Origin of the sequence: Bradyrhizobium sp. 62B (genome assembly GCF_030272265.2) — a bacterium.
Taxonomy (GTDB): Bacteria; Pseudomonadota; Alphaproteobacteria; order Rhizobiales; family Xanthobacteraceae; genus Bradyrhizobium.
This window is the reverse complement of the sequence record NZ_CP092841.2, coordinates 6673729-6692553: the sequence shown is the minus strand read 5'-3', so window position 1 is coordinate 6692553 and position 18825 is coordinate 6673729. Positions and strand designations below refer to the sequence as shown.

Annotated in this window: 17 protein-coding genes; 7 read left to right on the top strand and 10 right to left on the bottom strand. The window is 64.1% G+C overall.

The window, feature by feature from the left end; translation table 11 throughout:
• Nucleotides 1-112: 112 nt before the first annotated feature.
• Genes ML401_RS32080 through ML401_RS32070 form a run of 3 tightly spaced genes read left to right on the top strand, consistent with a single transcriptional unit; the run spans nucleotide 113 to nucleotide 2718 of the window.
• Entirely contained in the window at nucleotides 113-1171 is a 1059-nt protein-coding gene (locus ML401_RS32080) for an amidohydrolase family protein (protein ID WP_285808054.1), read from the top strand.
• Between the two features lie 24 nt (nucleotides 1172-1195).
• On the top strand, nucleotides 1196-2305 hold the full coding sequence (locus ML401_RS32075) for an amidohydrolase family protein (protein ID WP_285808053.1): 1110 nt from the start codon (nucleotides 1196-1198) through the stop codon (nucleotides 2303-2305).
• Nucleotides 2305-2718 (top strand): Rieske (2Fe-2S) protein, encoded by a 414-nt coding sequence (locus ML401_RS32070; RefSeq protein ID WP_211415777.1) that lies wholly within the window; start codon nucleotides 2305-2307, stop codon nucleotides 2716-2718. Before ML401_RS32075 ends, ML401_RS32070 begins: the two co-directional genes overlap by 1 nt.
• Before the next feature lie 51 nt (nucleotides 2719-2769).
• Here ML401_RS32070 and ML401_RS32065 read toward each other — a convergent pair whose 3' ends face one another.
• A complete protein-coding gene (locus ML401_RS32065) occupies nucleotides 2770-4101 on the bottom strand; it encodes an MFS transporter (RefSeq protein WP_194404576.1) in 1332 nt (443 codons plus the stop codon).
• Nucleotides 4102-4241: 140 nt separating this feature from the next.
• On the bottom strand, nucleotides 4242-5141 hold the full coding sequence (locus tag ML401_RS32060) for a transcriptional regulator GcvA (protein ID WP_194404575.1): 900 nt from the start codon (nucleotides 5139-5141) through the stop codon (nucleotides 4242-4244).
• Between the two features lie 110 nt (nucleotides 5142-5251).
• On the opposite strand from ML401_RS32060, the gene ML401_RS32055 reads away from it, so the two are divergent.
• Together ML401_RS32055 and ML401_RS32050 are read left to right on the top strand one after the other, a co-directional pair.
• On the top strand, nucleotides 5252-5455 hold the full coding sequence (locus tag ML401_RS32055; protein WP_194404574.1) for a DUF1127 domain-containing protein: 204 nt from the start codon (nucleotides 5252-5254) through the stop codon (nucleotides 5453-5455).
• Nucleotides 5456-5523: 68 nt separating this feature from the next.
• A complete protein-coding gene (locus ML401_RS32050) occupies nucleotides 5524-6147 on the top strand; it encodes a GNAT family N-acetyltransferase (protein ID WP_212067806.1) in 624 nt (207 codons plus the stop codon).
• 59 nt (nucleotides 6148-6206) lie between these two features.
• On the opposite strand, the gene ML401_RS32045 is transcribed toward ML401_RS32050, so the two are convergent.
• Both ML401_RS32045 and ML401_RS32040 read right to left on the bottom strand, forming a co-directional pair.
• Nucleotides 6207-7037, bottom strand: coding sequence for an enoyl-CoA hydratase (locus ML401_RS32045; RefSeq protein ID WP_211415780.1), 831 nt, complete (start codon nucleotides 7035-7037; stop codon nucleotides 6207-6209).
• A gap of 119 nt (nucleotides 7038-7156) precedes the next feature.
• Nucleotides 7157-7858, bottom strand: coding sequence for an SDR family NAD(P)-dependent oxidoreductase (locus ML401_RS32040; RefSeq protein WP_285808050.1), 702 nt, complete (start codon nucleotides 7856-7858; stop codon nucleotides 7157-7159).
• Nucleotides 7859-8087: 229 nt separating this feature from the next.
• On the opposite strand from ML401_RS32040, the gene ML401_RS32035 reads away from it, so the two are divergent.
• Together ML401_RS32035 and ML401_RS32030 are read left to right on the top strand one after the other, a co-directional pair.
• On the top strand, nucleotides 8088-9872 hold the full coding sequence (locus ML401_RS32035; protein WP_285808049.1) for an acyl-CoA dehydrogenase family protein: 1785 nt from the start codon (nucleotides 8088-8090) through the stop codon (nucleotides 9870-9872).
• A gap of 45 nt (nucleotides 9873-9917) precedes the next feature.
• On the top strand, nucleotides 9918-11006 hold the full coding sequence (locus tag ML401_RS32030; RefSeq protein WP_194404569.1) for a Zn-dependent alcohol dehydrogenase: 1089 nt from the start codon (nucleotides 9918-9920) through the stop codon (nucleotides 11004-11006).
• On the opposite strand, the gene ML401_RS32025 is transcribed toward ML401_RS32030, so the two are convergent.
• From ML401_RS32025 to ML401_RS32000, 6 genes are all read right to left on the bottom strand, one after another.
• A complete protein-coding gene (locus tag ML401_RS32025) occupies nucleotides 11003-12295 on the bottom strand; it encodes a hypothetical protein (protein ID WP_285808048.1) in 1293 nt (430 codons plus the stop codon). The two genes, ML401_RS32030 and ML401_RS32025, sit on opposite strands and share 4 nt — an antisense overlap.
• 414 nt (nucleotides 12296-12709) lie before the next feature.
• Complete coding sequence (locus ML401_RS32020; protein WP_376717326.1) at nucleotides 12710-14020, bottom strand: hypothetical protein; 1311 nt, start codon at nucleotides 14018-14020, stop codon at nucleotides 12710-12712.
• 392 nt (nucleotides 14021-14412) lie between these two features.
• Complete coding sequence (locus tag ML401_RS32015; RefSeq protein ID WP_285808045.1) at nucleotides 14413-14766, bottom strand: nuclear transport factor 2 family protein; 354 nt, start codon at nucleotides 14764-14766, stop codon at nucleotides 14413-14415.
• Nucleotides 14767-14937: 171 nt separating this feature from the next.
• Entirely contained in the window at nucleotides 14938-16410 is a 1473-nt protein-coding gene (locus tag ML401_RS32010) for an amidase (protein WP_285808044.1), read from the bottom strand.
• A gap of 170 nt (nucleotides 16411-16580) precedes the next feature.
• Nucleotides 16581-17552, bottom strand: a complete 972-nt coding sequence (mbfA, locus tag ML401_RS32005) for an iron exporter MbfA (RefSeq protein ID WP_285808042.1) — start codon at nucleotides 17550-17552, stop codon at nucleotides 16581-16583.
• Between the two features lie 66 nt (nucleotides 17553-17618).
• Entirely contained in the window at nucleotides 17619-18767 is a 1149-nt protein-coding gene (locus ML401_RS32000) for an alpha/beta fold hydrolase (RefSeq protein ID WP_285808040.1), read from the bottom strand.
• Nucleotides 18768-18825: the final 58 nt, after the last annotated feature.

Here is an 18825-nt window from a genome sequence, read left to right as displayed (position 1 = left end):
TGCGCCTTCCTAGCATATGCCAGCAGCTCTGGCCGAGTTGCGGGCGACCGGCAGGCCTGCTTGAATGGCGGGGACAAAAAGACGTGCGAGGAAACGTGAGAAGGGAGACGTCATGGCGTCCCTGATCGCCGGCGGGGTGGATTGCGATGTGCATCCGGCCGTGCCGCATCTGACCAGCCTGCTGCCCTACCTGACCGATTATTGGCGCGATCAGGTGACGACGCGCGGCATGGTCGACCTCATCTCGCAATCCTACCCGGAGAGGTCGCCGATCACGGCGCGACCGGACTGGCGCCCCGAGAGCGGCAAGCCCGGCGAGAACCTGGAGGACATGCAGCGTCATGTGCTCGATCCGTTCCAGCTCAGCTATGCCATCTGCAATCCGCTTTACGGCGTGCAGATGGTGTTCTCCGAGGACATGCAGGCGGCCTTCTGCCGCGCGCTGAACGACTGGCTCGTGAAGGAGTGGCTCGATCGCGATCCGCGGCTGCGCGGCTCGATCGTGATTCCCACGCAAGGCGTCGAGAAGGCCGTGGCCGAGATCGAGCGCTGTGCGCAAGACAAGCGCTTCGTTCAAGTACTGATGCTGGTCATGGGCGACACCCCGCTCGGCAAGCGCGCGCTGTGGCCGATCTACGAGGCCGCGGAACGGCTGGAACTGCCAATCGGCATCCACGCGGGTTCCGCCTATCACAATCCGCCGACCGCCGTGGGATGGGGTTCCTACCACATCGAGGACTATGTCGGTCAGGCCCAGGCGTTCCAGACCCAGCTCACCAGCCTGATCGTCGAAGGCGTGTTCGCCAAATATCCGCGGCTGAAAATGGTGTTGCTGGAGTCGGGTGTCTCCTGGATCTCGCCCTATCTCTGGCGCCTGCACAAATTCTGGCGCGGGGTGCGGATGGAAACGCCCTGGGTCGATCGTGCGCCGCTGGACATTGTGCGCAGCAACATCCGCTTCTCGTTACAGCCGTTTGATGCACCGCCGGACGAGGCGACATTAAATCGCCTGTTTGATCATATGCAGTCCGACGAATTGGTCTTATTCTCCACGGACTATCCGCACTGGCAATTCGACGGCCAGGATGCGCTGCCCGAAGGTCTGTCCCCCGATCTCGTGCGCAAGATCATGATCGACAATCCGCATGCAACCTATCCCCGCCTGAAATGAGCCGCTGCCAGAGGAGGCAAGGCGATGAATATCCAGTTCCGCGAGAACCAAGAAGCCGCTTCCCCACTGACCGTCAAAACCGCGATCGCGGACTGCGACATCCATCCGGCGCGCGCCACCCGCACCGAGCTCTATCCCTATCTCGCCAAACGCTGGCAGCATCATCTCGAAGTCTACGGCGTCCATGCCTATCAGGGCATGACGGAAGGCCCGCCCTACCCGAAGGCCCAGCCCAACGCCTCGCGCCGCGACGCCTATCCGCCCGAGGGAGGGCCGCAGGGCTCCTCGCTGTCCTTCATGCAGAAGCAGCTGCTCGATCCCAACAACGTGCAGCTGGGCGTGCTCAATCCGCTCAACACCGGTCAGGGCATCCGCAATCACGAGCTGTCGGCTGCGCTGTGCTCGGCGATCAACGACTGGCAGATCGACAAATGGACCAGCAAGGACAAGCGGCTGAAGGCGTCCATCGTCGTCGGCAATGAGGACGGCCTGTCAGCCGCTGCGGAGATTCGCGAGCGCGCCGGCGACAAGAATTTCGTGCAGGTGCTGCTGCTCAGCCGCAATGTCGAGCCGCTCGGTCAGCGCCGCTACTGGCCGATCTATCAGGCCGCGGAAGAAGCGGGGCTTCCTGTCGGCGTTCACGCCTTCGGCTTCGGCGGCAATCCGATCACGCCTTCGGGCTGGCCGTCCTATTACATCGAGGAGATGGTGGGGCATTCGCAGTGCCAGCAATCGGCGCTGGCGAGCCTCGTGCTGGAAGGCGTGTTCGAGCGCTTCCCGAAACTGAAGATGGTGATGATCGAGGCCGGCTTCGGCTGGGCGCCGTCGCTGGCCTGGCGGCTCGACAAGGCCTGGCAGCGGCTCAGGAGCGAAGTCCCGCATGTCAAACGGCCGCCCTCGGAATATATCCGCGAGCAGGTGTGGTGGACCACGCAGCCGATGGAGGATCCCGAAAGGCGCGAGGATCTGTTCGACGTCATCAACTGGATCGGCTGGGACCGGCTGTTGTTCGCGACCGACTATCCGCATTGGGACTACGACGAGCCGTCGCGCGTTCTGCCGGCGGGTGTCAGCGAGGATAACCGGGCGGCATTCTATCTCGGCAATGCGCAGAAGCTGTATGGACTTGCTTGATGGCGCGTCATGTGATTGCCGCCGTGGATGAACTGCCACCGGGAACGCGAAAATTCCTCGAGATCGACGGACGGCCGATCGCGGTCTTCAACATCAAGGGCGAATATTTCGGCCTGATGAACCGCTGCCCGCATCAGGGCGCGGCGCTGTGCGAAGGCCCGTTGATTGGCCTTGCCCAGTCAAGGGAGCCCGGTGAGATCGAATACACCAAGCTCGGGGAGATCATCCGCTGCCCCTGGCACGGCTGGGAGTTCGACATCCGCACCGGCCAATCCTATTGCGACCCCCGCCGCTTCCGCGTGAGGGCCTATCCAGCCCATGTCGAACCGGGCGCGAGCGTGGTGAAGGGCCCGTATGTCGCGGAGACGATCCCGGTACGGGTCGAGAGCGATTACGTGGTGGTGGAGCTGTAAGCGCTGGCCGTCATTCCGGGACGATGCGAGGCGCCCCGGAACGACATCCAGCTAATGCCCCGCAACCGGCTCCGCCACCGCATCATAAGTCGGCACCGCCTTGCCGCCGCCGCGATACACCGTCGACGCCGCGATGATGCCGAGCAGCGCGGCGAACATCAGCCAGAAGCCGGGCGAGGCCTTGTCGCCGGTGCGCTCGATCAGCCAGGTCGAGGCGAGCGGGGTGAAGGTGCCGAACAAGGCGGCGGCGAGCGCGAAGGCGAGCGAGAAGCAGGTGGTGCGCACATGCGCCGGCACGATCTCAACCAGCGCCCCCAGCATGGTGCCGCTGTAGACGCCGAAATAGAACGAGAACATCATCTCGACCGCGAGCAGCTTGCCGAAGCTCGGCGCCGCCACCAGCCAGTGCAGCGCCGGATAGGCCGTCACCAGCGACAGGCTGGCGATCGCGATCAGCACCGGCTTGCGGCCGATGCGGTCGGAGAGCGCGCCGCCGACCGGATTCCAGAAGAAGTTGGTGACAGCGACGAGCAACGTGACCAGCAGCGCGTCCTGCGTCGACAGCTTCAGCACGGTCTTGCCGAAGGTCGGCGTGTAGACGGTGACGAAGTAGAACGTCGTCGTGGTCAGGATCGCGATCATCATGCCGAGCACGACGATGCGCCAGTTGGCGAGCGCGGAGGCGAACACTTCGCTCGCCGTCGGGTGCTTCTTCATGGCGAGGAAGGCCGGCGTCTCCTCGAGCGTCCGCCGCAGGACGAAGATCAGGGGAATGATCAGGCAGCCAACGAAGAAGGGAATGCGCCAGCCCCACGCGGCGACGGTGTCGGCCGGCATCACCTCGGACAGGATGTAGCCGAGGATCGAGGCCACGAAGATCGCGACCTGCTGGCTCGACGATTGGAACGAGGTGTAGAAGCCGCGATTGCCGGGCGTTGCGATTTCGGCGAGATACACCGAGACGCCGCCAAGCTCGACGCCGGCGGAGAAGCCCTGCAGCAGGCGGCCGATCAGCACGATGACCGGCGCCGCGATGCCGATGGTCGCATAGCTCGGGCAGAACGCGATCACCACGGTGCCGAAGGCCATGATGCCGAGCGTGACGATCAGGCCCTGGCGGCGGCCGATCCGGTCGATATAGGCCCCGAGCACGATCGCGCCGACGGGCCGCATCAAGGCGCCGAGCCAGAACACGCCGAACGTGTTGAGCAGGGACGCGGTCTCGTCGGAGGACGGGAAGAACGCCTTGCCGATGGCGGCGGCATAGAAGCCGAACAGGAAGAAGTCGAACTGCTCGAGGAAATTGCCTGATGTTGCGCGCAGGATCGCGCCGATGCGCGACTTGATCGCGGGCGGATTGGTCGAGGTGGCCGGTCCAGCCATGGCGTTACTCCCCTGGGAAAGGCGTGGCCGGACCGGGACGTCATCTCACGGTCAGGCGACAGACTGCGACAATCTGCCACGCCTCTTCCCGCGCGGGGCGCGACGAGTCAATCCGTTTTGCGGAGGAAGCTGCTGATTTTTCAGGCCTTATTTTGCGTCGCAGCAATCAGCCATTGGCGGAAGGCGGTCAGCTTCGGCGCCTCCCGGCGGCCTTCCGGCGCGACCAGGTAGAAGCCGGCATCGGTCGGCAGCGCGATCTTGAAGGGGACTACCAGCCGGCCCTTGGCAATGTCGTCCCGGACGTACGAGGTCCGTCCCATCGCGACGCCGATGCCGTCGATGGCGGCCTGGATGGTCATGAAGATCATGTCGAAGGTGATGCCGGGGTGCTTTGCGATGTCGGCCGGCAGGCCCGCTGCGGTCAGCCATAGCCGCCAGTCGTCGCTGTTGGCGTTTGAGGTGTGCAGCAGCGGATGGTCTCGCAGGTCTTCAGGACGGCGCAGCGGCTTGTCGCCGCGCAGCAGCGAAGGACTGCACACCGGAAACAACTCGTCCGCCATCAGCCAGTCGGCACGCAGGCCCGGCCATTGGCCGCGGCCGTAGCGGATCGCCGCATCGACATTGTCGCGCTGGAAATCGACGAGACTGGTCGACGTGGTGATGCGGACGTCGATGCCGGGATGCTGCTCCTGGAAATCCGTCAGCCGCGGCAGCAGCCATTTTGCCGCGAGCGAGGCCAGCGTCGACACCGTCAGTACCTTGTCGTCGTCCTTGCGCAAGAGGCGGTCGGTCGCAAGCCGGAGGTCGTTGAAGGCGGCGCGGACGCCCGGCAGATAGTCGCGCGCCTCCGGCGTCAGGGCCAGCGCGCGGTTCTGCCGGATGAACAGGCGAATGCCGAGCTCCTCCTCGAGCCTGCGGATCTGATGGCTGATCGCGGTCTGCGTCACGTTCAGCTCGGCGGCCGCCAGCGTGAAGCTGAGATGGCGCGCGGCGGCCTCGAACGCCCGCAGGCCGTTCAGGGACGGCAATCTGGCAGTCATTTGGCAGCAGGATACATGACGTTATTTCATGCGAACGGGTACAAATTGTCGTTTGTCGCAGTGCGGTAGGAAGCAGATATTAGCGGTCAAGTTAGCTCTAGGAGCTCAAGATGTCTACTTTGACCCACACCTCGATGACAAATCATCATGCGCCAGGCCTGATCCAGCAGGTCAGCGAGACCCTCCATCTGTGGCACGAGCGCTATCGCAACAGGCGCGAGCTCACCCAATGGACCGCGCGTGATCTCCAGGACGTCGGACTGTCCTGGAGCGACATCGCCTATGAGGCCGACAAACCCTTCTGGCGGGCCTGATTGGCCGCCAGGCCGGCGCCGCCTGAGCACAGGGGCGCCGGCGGTCCCTTTTCTTTTTGGGGCATGTCATGAGCACTCTCCGCCTGGAAGACCTGAAGCAATATTCGGACACGTTGCGCACCCGGCATGGCGAGGCGCTGAACGTGCGCTTCGCAGAGCCGCGCGACACCGACGAGCTGCAGCATTACTTCCGTTCGCTCTCGACCCGCTCGCGCTACAACCGTTTCTTCGGCGCCATCAGCGAATTGCCGGAAGGATTGCTGCGCGATTTCCTGGACATCGGTGAGCGCGATCGCTTCACTGTCGTCGCGACCCTGGTGGTCGACGGCTTCGAGACCATCGTCGCCGAAGCGCGCTACGCGTTGCACCCGGAAACCGCGACGCTCGAATTCGGCCTGTCGGTCGGCGACCGCTGGCAGGGCCGCGGCATCGCCACCGCGCTGATGAAGAATCTCGAATGCCGCGCGGCTGCGCTCGGCGCCGAGCACATGTTCGGCGAGACGCTGCGTTCCAACGAGACCATGGTCTCGCTCGCCCGCAAATCCGGCTTCGCCTTCGTCAATCACCCCGATGACTGGAAGCTGGTGCGCTTCGACAAGGAGATCTCGGTCGCACCGAAAGACATTCCCTGTGCGAGCTGGCGCCTCGCCGCGCTTTCCCGTCAGGCCGAACGCCCCTCAGCCTCGGCCTGACACCACTGAGAGCCCGGCTCTGGTCAAACAGAGCCGGGCTTTTTTTGTGGTTCCAACGCCTACTTCCCCGTGAACACCGCCTTGCGCTTCTCGATGAACGCCTGCACCGCCTCCTTGTGATCGGCGGTCGTGGTCAGGCGGACCAGCCGCTCGGCCTCGTGGTCGCGGGCGGTCTCGAAGTCGAACAGCACGGCCTCGTCGAGATTGTCCTTCATGTAGCGCAGCGCGAGGCGCGGGCCTTCGGCGAGCGACTTCGCCAATGCAAACGCCTCAGCCTGCAATTTGTCGTCGGGCACGATTCGGTTGACGAGGCCGATGGCCTCGGCGCGGGCGGCATCGACGCGGTCGCCGGTGAACATCAATTCGCGCGCCCGCGCGGTGCCGACGAGGCGCGTGAGCAGCCAGGCGATGCCGTAATCGCCGGAGAGCGCGATGCGGGCATAGCCGGTCGCAACGAAAGCGGATTGCGCGGCGATGCGGATGTCGCAGGCCATGGCGATGGCAAGCCCGGCGCCGACCGCGGGGCCGGGCAGCGCCGCGATGGTCGGCTTGCGCACCGACACCAGCGCGCCCGTGAGCAGCCGCTGCCGCTCCTGCAGATCGGCGATACGATCCTCCAGCGACATCTCCAGCTTCTTCGGGTCGCGATGCGCGCCCATGCCTTTGACGTTGCCGCCGGCGCAGAAGGCATCGCCCGCGCCGGTGAGCAGCAGCGCGCCGACGTCGCGATCCTCGCCGCAGCTCCGGATCATCGTGCGCAGCGCCGGCGTCAGCGCATCCGACAGAGAATTGCGCGCCTCCGGTCGGTTCAGCGTGATGATGGCGACGCGGTCACGGATGACGCAGAGGAGCTCATTGGTGCCGGTGTCGATGGTGGTTTCGGTGGTCATATCGCCTCCCTGACTTCTGTAGGATGGGCAAAGCGAAGCGTGCCCACGTCTTTTACGCAATTTCGAGGAGATCTTGGGCACGGCGCTTTGCGCCTTGCCCACCCTACGGCAGCTCGCCCTCAAAACTTTTCCACCCAGGGCCGCAGTTCGAGCTCCCAGCTCCAGGCGCTGCGCGGCTGCTGCAAGACGCTCCAATAGTTCTGCGCGATCGCATCGGGGTGGAGCATCGAATCCGGCTTGTCCGCGGCTTCCGTCCGCGCTGCGCTGCGGATGCCGCCGTCGATCACGAAATGCGCGACGTGAATGCCTTGCGGCGACAGCTCGCGCGCCAGGCTCTGTGCCAACCCGCGCAGCGCGAACTTGCCCATCGCGAAGGAGGCCGACTGCGCATAGCCCTTGACGCTTGCCGAAGCGCCGGTGAACAGGATCGCGCCGTGCTTGTTCGGCAGCATGCGCTTGGCTGCCTGCTGCGCCACCAGGAAGCCGCCATAGGCGCTGACCGCGATGGCATTGGCGACGTCGGCCGGGACGAGATCGACGAATGGTCCGCGCGTGCGGCCGCTGGCATTGTAGACCACGAGGTCGGGCGTGCCGATCTCGCGCTCGACGAGGCCGAACAGCCGCTCGACCTCCTCCGGCTCCGCCGCGTTGCAGGCATAGGCTTTCGCGCCGGTCTCGCTACAGAGCGCACCAAGCTTCTCGATCTTTCGCGCAGCCAGCGCGACGCGAATATTCTGGGCGGCGAGCAGCCGCGCCAGCGACGCGCTGAGGCCTTCGCCGGCACCGACGATGAGGGCGATCTTGTATTTCGGATGTTCCATGGCGTGATCTCTTGGGACAGGGAGCCGTTGATCTATGCATGCCTACGCGAACAACCAGTCGGGGCGACCACAATTCCGCAGAGCGAGTTGCTCCACCGTTGCGATCATGCCTCCCTGACAATTTGCGGCTTTATTGCTCTCCGCGACTGGAGCATGATCGACATCATCTCAAGCGGCAAGCGCCAAATCAGCGCAAAATGTCCGCAAGGCGGAAACCAAGAGGGCGATCATGCACAAGCCGGCCACAGCACAGCCGAAAGACGTCGCGGCCGAGCCATCCGGCCTGCTGGCGCCCGATACCACAGGCATGAATTTCTACCGCGCCGATCCCGCGCTGACGGATCTGCTCCGCATTCATCTGCCGGATAATCTGTTTCGCCACATCGAGCCGCATCTCGACGGGCTCGGCGAGCTCGCCGGCGGCCATCTCGACGAATGCGCGCGACTCGCAGACCGGCACACGCCAATTCTGCACCAGCGCGACAAGTTCGGCCGCGACGTGCAGTCGATCGAATATCATCCAGCCTATCGCGAGCTGGAGAACGCCGCGTTCGGCGAGTTCGGCATCCATGCGCTTTCGATCCGCAAGGGCATCATGGGCTGGCCGGACAAATATCCCGTGGTCGCCAAGCACGCTTTCACTTTCCTGTTCAACCAGACCGAATTCGGCATGGGTTGCCCGATCAACGTCACCGATGGCTGCGCCAAGCTTTTGGCGAATTTCGGCAGCGAGCCGCTGAAGGCGAAATATCTCGATGGCCTGACCTCGACCGACATGAGCAAGCTGACGCAAGGCGGCCAGTTCATGACCGAGAAGGAGGGCGGCTCCGATGTCGGCACGCTGACCACCCGCGCGGTGCAGGAGGGCGATCATTGGCGGCTCTACGGCGAAAAATGGTTCTGCTCGAATGCGGACGCCAAGGTCGTGATGCTCTTGGCGCGTCCCGAAGGCGCCGGGCCCGGCACGCGCGGCGTCGGCCTCTTCCTGATGCCACGTTTCCTCGATGACGGCGCGCAGAACCACTACCGGATCGTCCGCCTCAAAGACAAGCTCGGCACGCGTTCGATGGCCTCGGGCGAGATCAAGCTCGAAGGCGCGATCGCCTATGCGGTCGGCAAGCTCGACCGGGGCTTCGTGCAGATGGCCGAGATGGTGAACTCGTCGCGGCTCTCCAACGGCGTCAAATCCACCGCGCTGATGCGCCGGGCCTATCATGACGCCATGACGGTTGCGAAGAACCGCGTCGTGTTCGGCAGCCGCATCGTCGACCTGCCGCTCGGCCGTCGCCAGATGCTGAAGATCATGCTGCCGGTCGAGCAGGCGCTATCGATGAGCTTCCTCACCGCGGACGCGCTCGACCGCGCCGAGGCCGGCAGCCAGGACGCGGCGGCGTTGCTGCGCATCCTCACCCCGACGCTGAAATTCCGCGCCACCCGCGATGCGCGAAAGGTCTGCGGCGATGCGCTCGAGATGCGCGGCGGCATCGGCTATATCGAGGAATTCGCGACGCCCCGCCTGTTGCGCGATGCGCATCTCGGCTCGGTCTGGGAAGGCACCGGCAACATCGTCGCCATCGATGCGCTCCGCCGCGCGGTCGGCCGCCATGGGGCCGAATCTGCACTCGCCGCCGATTTGCATGCCCGGCTCGACGACAGTGCGTCCGTGCCGCAGGCCTGGCGCGACAAGTTGCGCGGTCTCGTCGACCGCGCCGTAGGTTTCGCGCGGGAGGTCGCGGCGAAATCCGAGAACGAGGCCGATGCGCGTCGCGCCACCAGCCTGCTCTATCATGTCGCGAGCGCGGTGGCGCTCGCCTGGGAAGCGCACCGCATTCACGAGATGCGCGGCGACGCGCGCCGGCTGCTGCTGTCGCGGCTCGTCGTCGATCACAGGGTGTTGCCGAACGACCCGTTCCGGCTGACGGAAAATGCGGCCCAAGCCAGGATCGCGGAGCTGCTGCTGGGCGATCGCAACGCCGGCATGAGCGAGGTTGGCGAACTGGTTCTGGCAGCGTAGGCTGCGCTCCACGCTCAAACCAAAAGAAGCGATAGGGAGTGCTCGATGAAGGCCGCCGTCCTCTATGAAGTCAATCAGCCGCTCGTCATCGAGGATGTCAGCCTGCCGAAGCCGGGCCCGCGCGAGGTCCTGATCCGCACGGCGGTCGCCGGCCTCTGCCATTCCGACCTCCACTTCATGGAAGGCCTTTATCCGCATCCGCTGCCCGCGGTGCTCGGCCACGAATCCGCTGGCATCGTCGAGCAGGTCGGCTCCGACGTCACCTACGTCAAGCCTGGCGACCACGTCGTCACCTGTTTGTCGGTGTTCTGCGGCACCTGCGACAATTGCACCACCGGCCGCACCGTGCTCTGCACCGACACCACGGTGAAGATGCTGCCCGGTGCCTCCAACCGGATGCAATGGTCGAAGCCCGACAAGCTGCACCAGTTCCTCAACCTGTCGTCCTTTGCCGAGCAGATGCTGGTGCACGAGAACGCCATCGTCAAAATCCGGAAAGAAATGCCGCTCGATCTCGCCGCGCTGATCGGCTGCGGCGTCATCACCGGCTACGGCGCGGTGGTGAACACGGCGAAGGTGACGGCCGGCGAGACTGTCGCCGTGATCGGTTGCGGCGGCGTCGGCATGGCCGCGATCAACGGCGCGCAGATCGCTGGCGCCGGCCGCATCATCGCCATCGACACCAACCCGGCAAAGCTCCAGCTCGCGACCAAGCTGGGCGCCACCGACATCATCAACCCCGCCGATGGCGACGTCGTGAAGCAGGTGCGCGACCTCACCAATGGCGGCGTGCATCATTCCTTCGAGGTGCTCGGCCGCAAGGAGACCGCCGAGCAGGCCTTCGGCATGCTGGCCTCCGGCGGTACCGCCACCATCGTCGGCATGATCCCCTTCGGGCAGAAGATCGAGCTCCACGGCTTCGACTTCCTGCGCGAGCGCAGGATCCAGGGCTCGTCGATGGGCTCGAACCATTTTCGCGTCGACATGCCGCGCCTGGTGGATTTCTATCTGCGCGGCCGGCTGCATCTCGAGGACTGGATCTCGGCCAAGCTGAAGCTCTCCGAGATCAACGAGGGCTTTGCCAACATGAAGGCCGGCAAGACGCTGCGCAGCGTGATCGTGTTCGACAGCTAGGCCGGACCATCGGCCGAGGCGGAGCGCGACTCCTTGAGGAGCAGCAGCGTCATGAGCGCGGCAAGCCCCGCGGCGACCATATAGACGGGGGATATGTTCAAGCCTGGGCCTGTGAATAGCAGATAGGCGAACAATCCCGCCGTCGCCCCGATGAAGCCGAGCCAGGCCGGTCTCGGAAAACGAAATCCACGTTCGCCGCTGCGGAGATCCAGCACGAGGTAGAACACCAGAAAGGTGTTGCAGAGCGCCGCCGGCAACAGACCCATGACGATCCCGCTCTCGAACGCGAGATAGGACAGCACGCCGTCGACTTGGGCGATCACGGCGAACGGCAGATAGCGCAGATTGAGGCAGGCCAGTGCGATGGACGCAAGCTCGAACCCGTAGAAGTAGCGCTCGTGCATCTTCGGGAGCAGGTACGGCATCAGAATGAGCGATGCGCATGCGACGAGCAGAATAAATTCCGGCCCCGTCCGCTTGGACTGTGCGATGAAGATCGACAGGGCAAGCCCGCCCACTGCGGCGAGCACCAGGCCTGCGGCCACGCCGACCGCGTACGGCATTGCTCCGGCGAATACCCAGAGGTTCGCGGCATTCATGGTCAGGTGATGAAATGTGTTGGCCTGGCCGAGATAGATCCCGAGCACGGAGACCAGGGACCTGCCGGCGACGAGGACCGGAATGGCGAGGATCGCATAGACTCCCGGAATAGCCGCGAGCCACGCCAGGTGGAGCTTGCGGCGCAGAACCATGCCCAGCACGAACGGCCCCAGGAATACGGCTTGGGCTTTCACCGAGCAGCCGACTGCGAATGGCAGAACGCCATTTCGGTCCCGCATGAACATCGACACGGAGACCAGCGCGAAGAAGGTCCAGATCGAATCGGCCTGCGCCCACATCGCGCCGTTGAAAAGCACCGTCGGCGCAAGCCATACCGCGCAGAAGGCGAGAGACGCGCGCAACGGCAGCTTTGTCAATCGCCAGACCATCTCGGCTACGACGACCGCGCAGCCAAGCTCGAATACCGCCGACATCGCCTTCACGAGCGAGAGCGGCTGGCCCAGCCAGTCGAACTTCGTGGCGATCAGCAGGAGGTAGCTGTAGAACGGCGTGTAGTTGGTGAAAGCCTCGGCGAGCCCGCCAACGCCGTGATCTCGCGCAAAGATATACCAGGTGATGTACTCAGCGGCGTCGGCGGTCGCGTGTTCCCGCGCGAGGTAACGCAGCGCGATGCCTATCAGCGCGCACCCGACGGCTACGGCAATCGGAATGCGCCATCTCTCGGGCACGGTCTCGACCGGATTGACGCGAGGACAGGGCTGACCGACCGCGCCTATCTCGATTGTGTCCTTTGTCACGCAATCACTCGTGCTGGATTGGGCGGTGCCCTGAGCCGTAACCTGCAATTTCTAGGGGCGAACAATTGCCAGCTGCATAAATGTCGGATGTGCAGGTTTTACATTGCCCGGGAAAAGATTGTTTGGTTAGCGATTGCTTTACGGCAGCCACCGGAACGACTGCAACGAAGACGGAAGGCGTTTTGCCGGCATGAAGGCCGGAGAGGCGCTGCGTCGCGTGATCGTGTCCGACAGCTGGCACGGCTGATGCCGGCGCCGCCCGATCAGGCGCCTACGGGGGCATTCTGCTCGAGGAAGCGGGATATCCGTACGGTTCTGCCCGAGACGGGCGCATCGCTCCGAAAATCAAGCTCGATGCGACGGGGCCGGATCGTGGGCCGAGCCGCGATGCGACTCCTTGAGGAGCCGCAGCGTCATGAGTGCGGCAAGCCCCGAGGCGAGCACATAGGCAGGGGATACGTTCATTCCGGCACCCGCGAACAGCAAATAGGAGAACAGTCCCGCAGTCGACGCGATGAAGCCGAGCCAGGCCAGTCTCGGAAAGCGAGATCCCCGTTCGCCGTGACGGAGATCGAGCACGAGGTAGCACACGAGAACGGTGTTGCAGAGCGCCGCCGGCAGCAGACTCATGACGATCCCACGGTCAAAAGCGAGATAGGACAACACGCCATCGACCTGGGCAATCACTGCGAACGGCAGATAGCGCAGATTGATGCAGGCCAGACCGATGGACGCAAGCTCGAAGGCGTAGAAGTAGCGCTCGTGCATCTTCGGCAGAAGGTAGGGCATGAGCATGAGCGATACGCTTGCGACGAGCAGGATAAACTCCGGTCCCGTCCGCCTGGACTGCGCGATGAAGATCGAAAGGGCTAGCCCGCCTGCCGAAGCGAGAACGAGGCCGGCGGCAACTCCGATGGCGTAGGGCATGCCCGCAGCGAAGATCCAGATGTTCGCTGCACTTATGAAGAGCCGGTGAAAGGTGTTGGCCTGGTCTATGTAAACGCCGAGCACCGAGACCAAGGATCTGCCCGCGACGATAACCGGAAGGGCGAGGATTACATAGACCCCGGGAACAGCGGCGAGCCATGCCAAGCGCATCCTGCGACGCAGAATCATGCCCAGTACGAAGGGGCCCAGGAAAGCGCTCTGGGCTTTCACCGAAAAGGCCACCGCGAATGGCAGGATGCCATTTCGGTCCCGCATGAACAGCGCCACGGAAACCAGCGTAAAGAAGGTCCAGATCGAATCAGCCTGTCCCCACATGGCGCCATTGAAGATCACCGTCGGTGCAAGCCAGACCGCGCAGAAGGCCAGGGACGCGCGCAATGGTAGTTTTGTCGTGCGCCAGACGATCTGTGCGACAACGATCGCGCAACCGAGCTCGAAGATTGCCGAGATCGTCTTCACCAGCGAAAGTGGCTGGCCGAGCCAATCAAAAGGCGCCGCGATCAGCAGGAGGTAGGTGTAAAACGGGGTGTAGTTGGTGAAAGGCTCGGCCAGCGCGCCAAGGCCGTGATCCCGGGCAAATGTGTACCACGGGATCAGGAACTGAAAGGCGTCGCTGTTGGCGTATTCCCGGAGAAGGTATCGGAGGGCAAGGCCTGCAAGCCCGCACACCAGCATGAGGGCGATTGCCAGCGGCTTCGTCCGCAACACCTCCTCGTGCTGGATGCTGCGCTCGAACTCGCCCGGCGTACCGGCCCCGATAGTGATGTTTGTTACGCCATCACTCTGTGCAGGATCTGTGAGTGACCATCGAGGACCACAGGTGGGGTCCGCGCAATCAGGAGGAGATGGATTTCGGTATTCAGAACGCGGTTGGTTCTTGCGGCCCTCTGGAACACAGAGGTTTTCAGAGCTTCGATCCATGGCAAAACAAGACGTTGGGGTGTCACATCTCGTCTACCTATACGCGCATTCATTGCGGGTTGTATAAATCTCGGTTGTGCAACCGACCGAAGGCTCGCGAAGGGATTATTTGGTTAGCAAATGTTTAGGGGGAACTCGCATTAGCCTCCGGCCGCGTTGCGGCGCGAGGCAAAGAGGTCTCACCGAGACACGTGCGCCGACACCGCGAGCCATTTGCCGTTCTTCTTCGCCCAACAATCGGTGTATCTTCCCGTCGCCTGCTGACCGTCCGCCGTGGTGTAGCTCGTTGCGGCGTGGATGATGGCGAAGTCGCCCATGATGCGGATGATGACGTCATGCGCGTGCAGATCGCGAATCGCGATCGGTCGCGCGGTCTGCTCCAGGAAGGCGGCGCGGTCGACCAGCGTCTTGTCGGGATTGGAGCAATAGAACTCCGGCGCCAGGATCTCGTCGAAGCGCTTGACGTCGCAGTTCTGCACCGAGGCGACATAGTCGCGATTGAGGGCGCTGAGCTGTTCGAGGTCCTGGCTCATGGGTGTTCCTTCCTCGCTGTCATTCCCGGGGCGCGGAGCACGAACCCGGAATCTCGACATTATTTTGCTCCGTCATTGCGAGGAGCCCTGGCGACGAAGCAATCCAGGAATGTTTCCGGGAATGCAGTCTGGATTGCTTCGCTGCGCTTGCAATGATTCGTGGGACGAGCGCTAGTCGTTGAACAAAGGCGGCGGCACGAATCCGCCGAACTCGCGCTCGATCAACTCGGCCAGCTTGAGCGGCGTGCGGTCTTCGAGGAAGGGGCCGATGATCTGCACGCCGACCGGCAGGCCGTCCTTCGACAGACCGAGCGGAACGGCCGTGGCCGGCAGTCCCGTCAGCGTGGCGATGCCGGGCCAGGCAAGCTGGTCCGGGTAGACATGATCCTTGCCGTCGATGTTGATCCGCCGCTTCTCCTGCTCCGGCGAATGATCATGCGGATAAGCGGGGGTCGGCATGATCGGGCAGATTACCGCATCGAATGTCCTGAACAATTGCCGCCATTGCGCGCGCAAGCCGGCGCGCGCGCCCTCGTCGAACACCCAGGCCTGATGAGTGCTGGTCATGCCGCGCAGCCGCTCGGCCGCAAGGCTCGTATCCTCGGGTGAGAGCTGCGCCGCGCCGGCACGTGCGCCGGCGAGAATATCAGGCGGAAAGAACGCGCCCAGAAAGCTCATCAGCATGCGCATGTAGAGGCGCGAGGCCTCGCGGAAGTCTGGAAACAGCGGGCTTTCGCGTGCGACTTTCGCGCCGGCGTTCGCCAGTTGCCCTGCCAGCTTCTCGATCGCGCCGCGGATCTCGGCATTGGCCGGCAGCAATGGATGGCTGTCGATCACCAGCAGGCGGAAATCTTTCAGCCCGGCATGGCGCGCCTCCGGCAGCGCGAGCTTGTATCCGATACCGAGGTCGAGCGGATCGGGGCCGGCCATCACGTCCAGCAGCAGCGTCAGATCGGCTGCGCTCCGGGCCATCGGTCCGATCACCGCCATGTCGCGGCCCATCGGGATCGCCGGAAACGGCGGTGGCGTATGGCCGCGCGTCGGACAGAGATTGTAGGTCGGCTTGTGCGCATAGACGCCGCAATGGAACGCCGGCACGCGCAGCGAACCGCCGATGTCGGAGCCGAGCGAGAGCGGACCGTAGCCGGCCGCAAGTGCTGCCGACGAGCCGCCCGATGAGCCGCCCGGCGTGCGGCCGAGATCGAAAGGATTGTTCGTCGTGCCGTAGATGTCGTTGTAGCTCTGCCAATCCCCCAACCCCACGGGAACGTTGGTCTTGCCGAGAATGACGCCGCCGGCGTTCTTCACCCGGCTGATCGAAAGTGCATCCTCAGCCGGCCTGAAATCCTTCTGCGGGGTCCAGCCCCAGGTCGTCGGCAGGCCTGCGACGTTGAACGACTCCTTCACCGTCACGGGCAGGCCGAGCAGCGGCTTGCGCTCGCCGCGGCCCAAGGCGGCATCCGCCTTGCGCGCAGCGCCGAGCGCGCGCTCGAAATCCCGCACGCAGATCGCGTTGACCTTGCCGTCGTGACGCTCGATGCGGTCGATCGCATCCCGCGTGAGCTCGCTTGCGGAGACCTTCTTCGCGTTCAATGCGGCCGACAGCTCGACCGCGCTCTTGAAACTCCAGTCCGATTTGGCCATGGCGCGTCTCCTGTTCTTATTGTCGGAGGATGATGCGCAGTTTGGCCGAACGCTGCAACGGTTGTTTGATCGCGATTGCCATGCCGGCTGCTGGTCATCGCGCAGATCCAACGACAGAGTTGGTGTGATCGCCCGCCTTCGCGGGCGCTGACACCGGAATGCGAGGCGGCCTACGCCGCTCCGATCAATATCCCCACCGCCAGCACGATGGCGCCGCCGAGCACGATCTGGAACACGGCCTGAAGGAACGGCGTGTCCATGTAGCGAGAGCGGATGAAGGCGATCGCCCACAATTCGAAGAACACCACGACGCAGGCCATCGCCGTTGCGATCCAGAATGCGTTGGCCCAACTGTCGGGCACGAGATAGGGCGCGGTGTGGCCGAGGCCGCCGAGCGTCGTCATCGCACCGCAGGTGACGCCGCGCAGCCAGGGCGAGCCGCGCCCGGTCAGCGAGCCGTCGTCTGACAGTGCTTCCGCAAAGCCCATGCTGATGCCGGCGCCGATCGAGGCCGCAAGGCCGACCAGGAACGTCTGCCAGTTCTGATGGGTGGCGAAGGCTGCCGCGAACAGCGGTGCCAGTGTCGAGACCGAACCATCCATCAGGCCGGCGAGGCCCGGCTGTACATATTGCAGCACGAACATCCGCCGCCGTGTGCGATCCTCCTCGGCGCGTACGTCCGGTTTCAGGATCTCGTCGGTCAATCTGGCGGCGGTGTGCTCATGGCCCTTCTCGGCTTCGGCGAGGTCGCCCAGCAGCCGGCGCACGTTGACGTCCTCGGCCTGCTCGGCGGCCTTCGCATAGAAGCGCTCGGCCTCGAGCTCCATGGTCTCGACTTCCCGGCGGATGGTGTCGAGCGGCAGGTTCTTGGTCAGCCAGATCGGACGGCGGCGCAGAAAGCCCTTGACGTCCTCGCGACGGATCGGCGGCAGATGCTGGCCGAAGCGCTGCTCGTACAATTCCAGGAGCATGTGGCGATGGCCGCGCTCTTCCTCGGCCATTTGCTCGAACAGCTTGGCCGAGTCCGGATAGCGTTCCTTCAGATCCTCGGCGAAGGCCATGTAGATGCGGCTGTCTTCCTCCTCGGAGGAAATCGCGACCGCCAGCACCTCGCGTTCGGTCAGTTCGGCAAAAGTCTTCACGGCAGCCCTGTCGTACAGTTTAGAATTATTCTAAACTATATAGGCGGCCGTTGTTCCCGGGTCAAATCAAGCCGTATCGGCTTTGGCGAGAAACGCCAGCAGCAGCCGGCTAACCTCGGCCGATTGCTCCTGCTGCACCCAATGGCCCGCGCCGTCGACGAGATGGCAACTGAGCATCTTCGTGCAGCCGCGCCCCTGCATGGCCTCGAACACGCCGGGGCGCTGATAAGTGCCCCAATCCTGCTGGCCCGAGATGAAGCAGGAGGGCACGTCGATGCTGCGACCGGAGAACAGTTGCATCTCGCTGTTCAGCGTGCCCGACGTGCCGTAGCGATACCATTGCAAGCCGCCCTGGAATCCGGTGCGGCCATATTCGGCGCTGTAAAAAGCGAGATCGCTGTCGGGCAGCCATTGGTTGGCGGCGATCGCGGCCGGCGAAGGCATCTCCTTCGCCACCGTCTCGGCCATGGTCTCGCCGGCGTCCATCACGTAATAGGTCGGCAGCTTCGCCAGCTCGTTCGCCGACCACGATGTCAGCGGATACGGCTTGTTGCCGGCCCAGTCGGCGCTCTTGTGATGATAATAGGCGCGCAGGAAATCATGCACGCCCTGCGGCGCGTGCTGCATGTCGGCGTTGGCCGCGCGTGTCGCGTAGTACCATTGGTAGTGCTTGCGCGGACGCGGCAGCGCGGCAAGCTCGCGATGCACGGGGTCTTCGATCGCAGGCCTGTCCGGTGCATCGACCGTATTGAAAGGCAGGGGCGGCGCTCCGCCGAACGGCGCGCTCATCAACGTCACCGAACGAAACACGTCGGGCCTGATCAGCGCGCACCAGGCCGCAACCGGACTGCCGAAATCATGCCCGACGACGTCGACCTGCCTGTAGCCGAATGCCGACACCAAAGCGAGCGCGTCGCGCACGAGGTTGAGGAGCGAGAACGGCGTGAGATCGCCGTCGTAGTCCGCGCTCCATCCCGTGGTGCGGCCATAGCCGCGCTGGTCCGGCGCGATCACGTGATAACCGGCTGCGGACAGTGCCGGCATCACCTTGCGCCAGGAGAACGCCAGCTCCGGAAAGCCGTGCAGCAAAAGGATACAGCGCCGCCCCTTGGTCTCGAAGCCGGCCTCCAGCACATGCATGCGCAGGCCGTTGATGCCGTCGACATAACGCGAGCGGATGCCGGCGGGCAGGGGGATGTCGGGGAGTGCCGTCATAGGTTTCTCCACACGGGCATTATCGTAGGGTGGGTTAGCGTAGCGTAACCCACCTCTT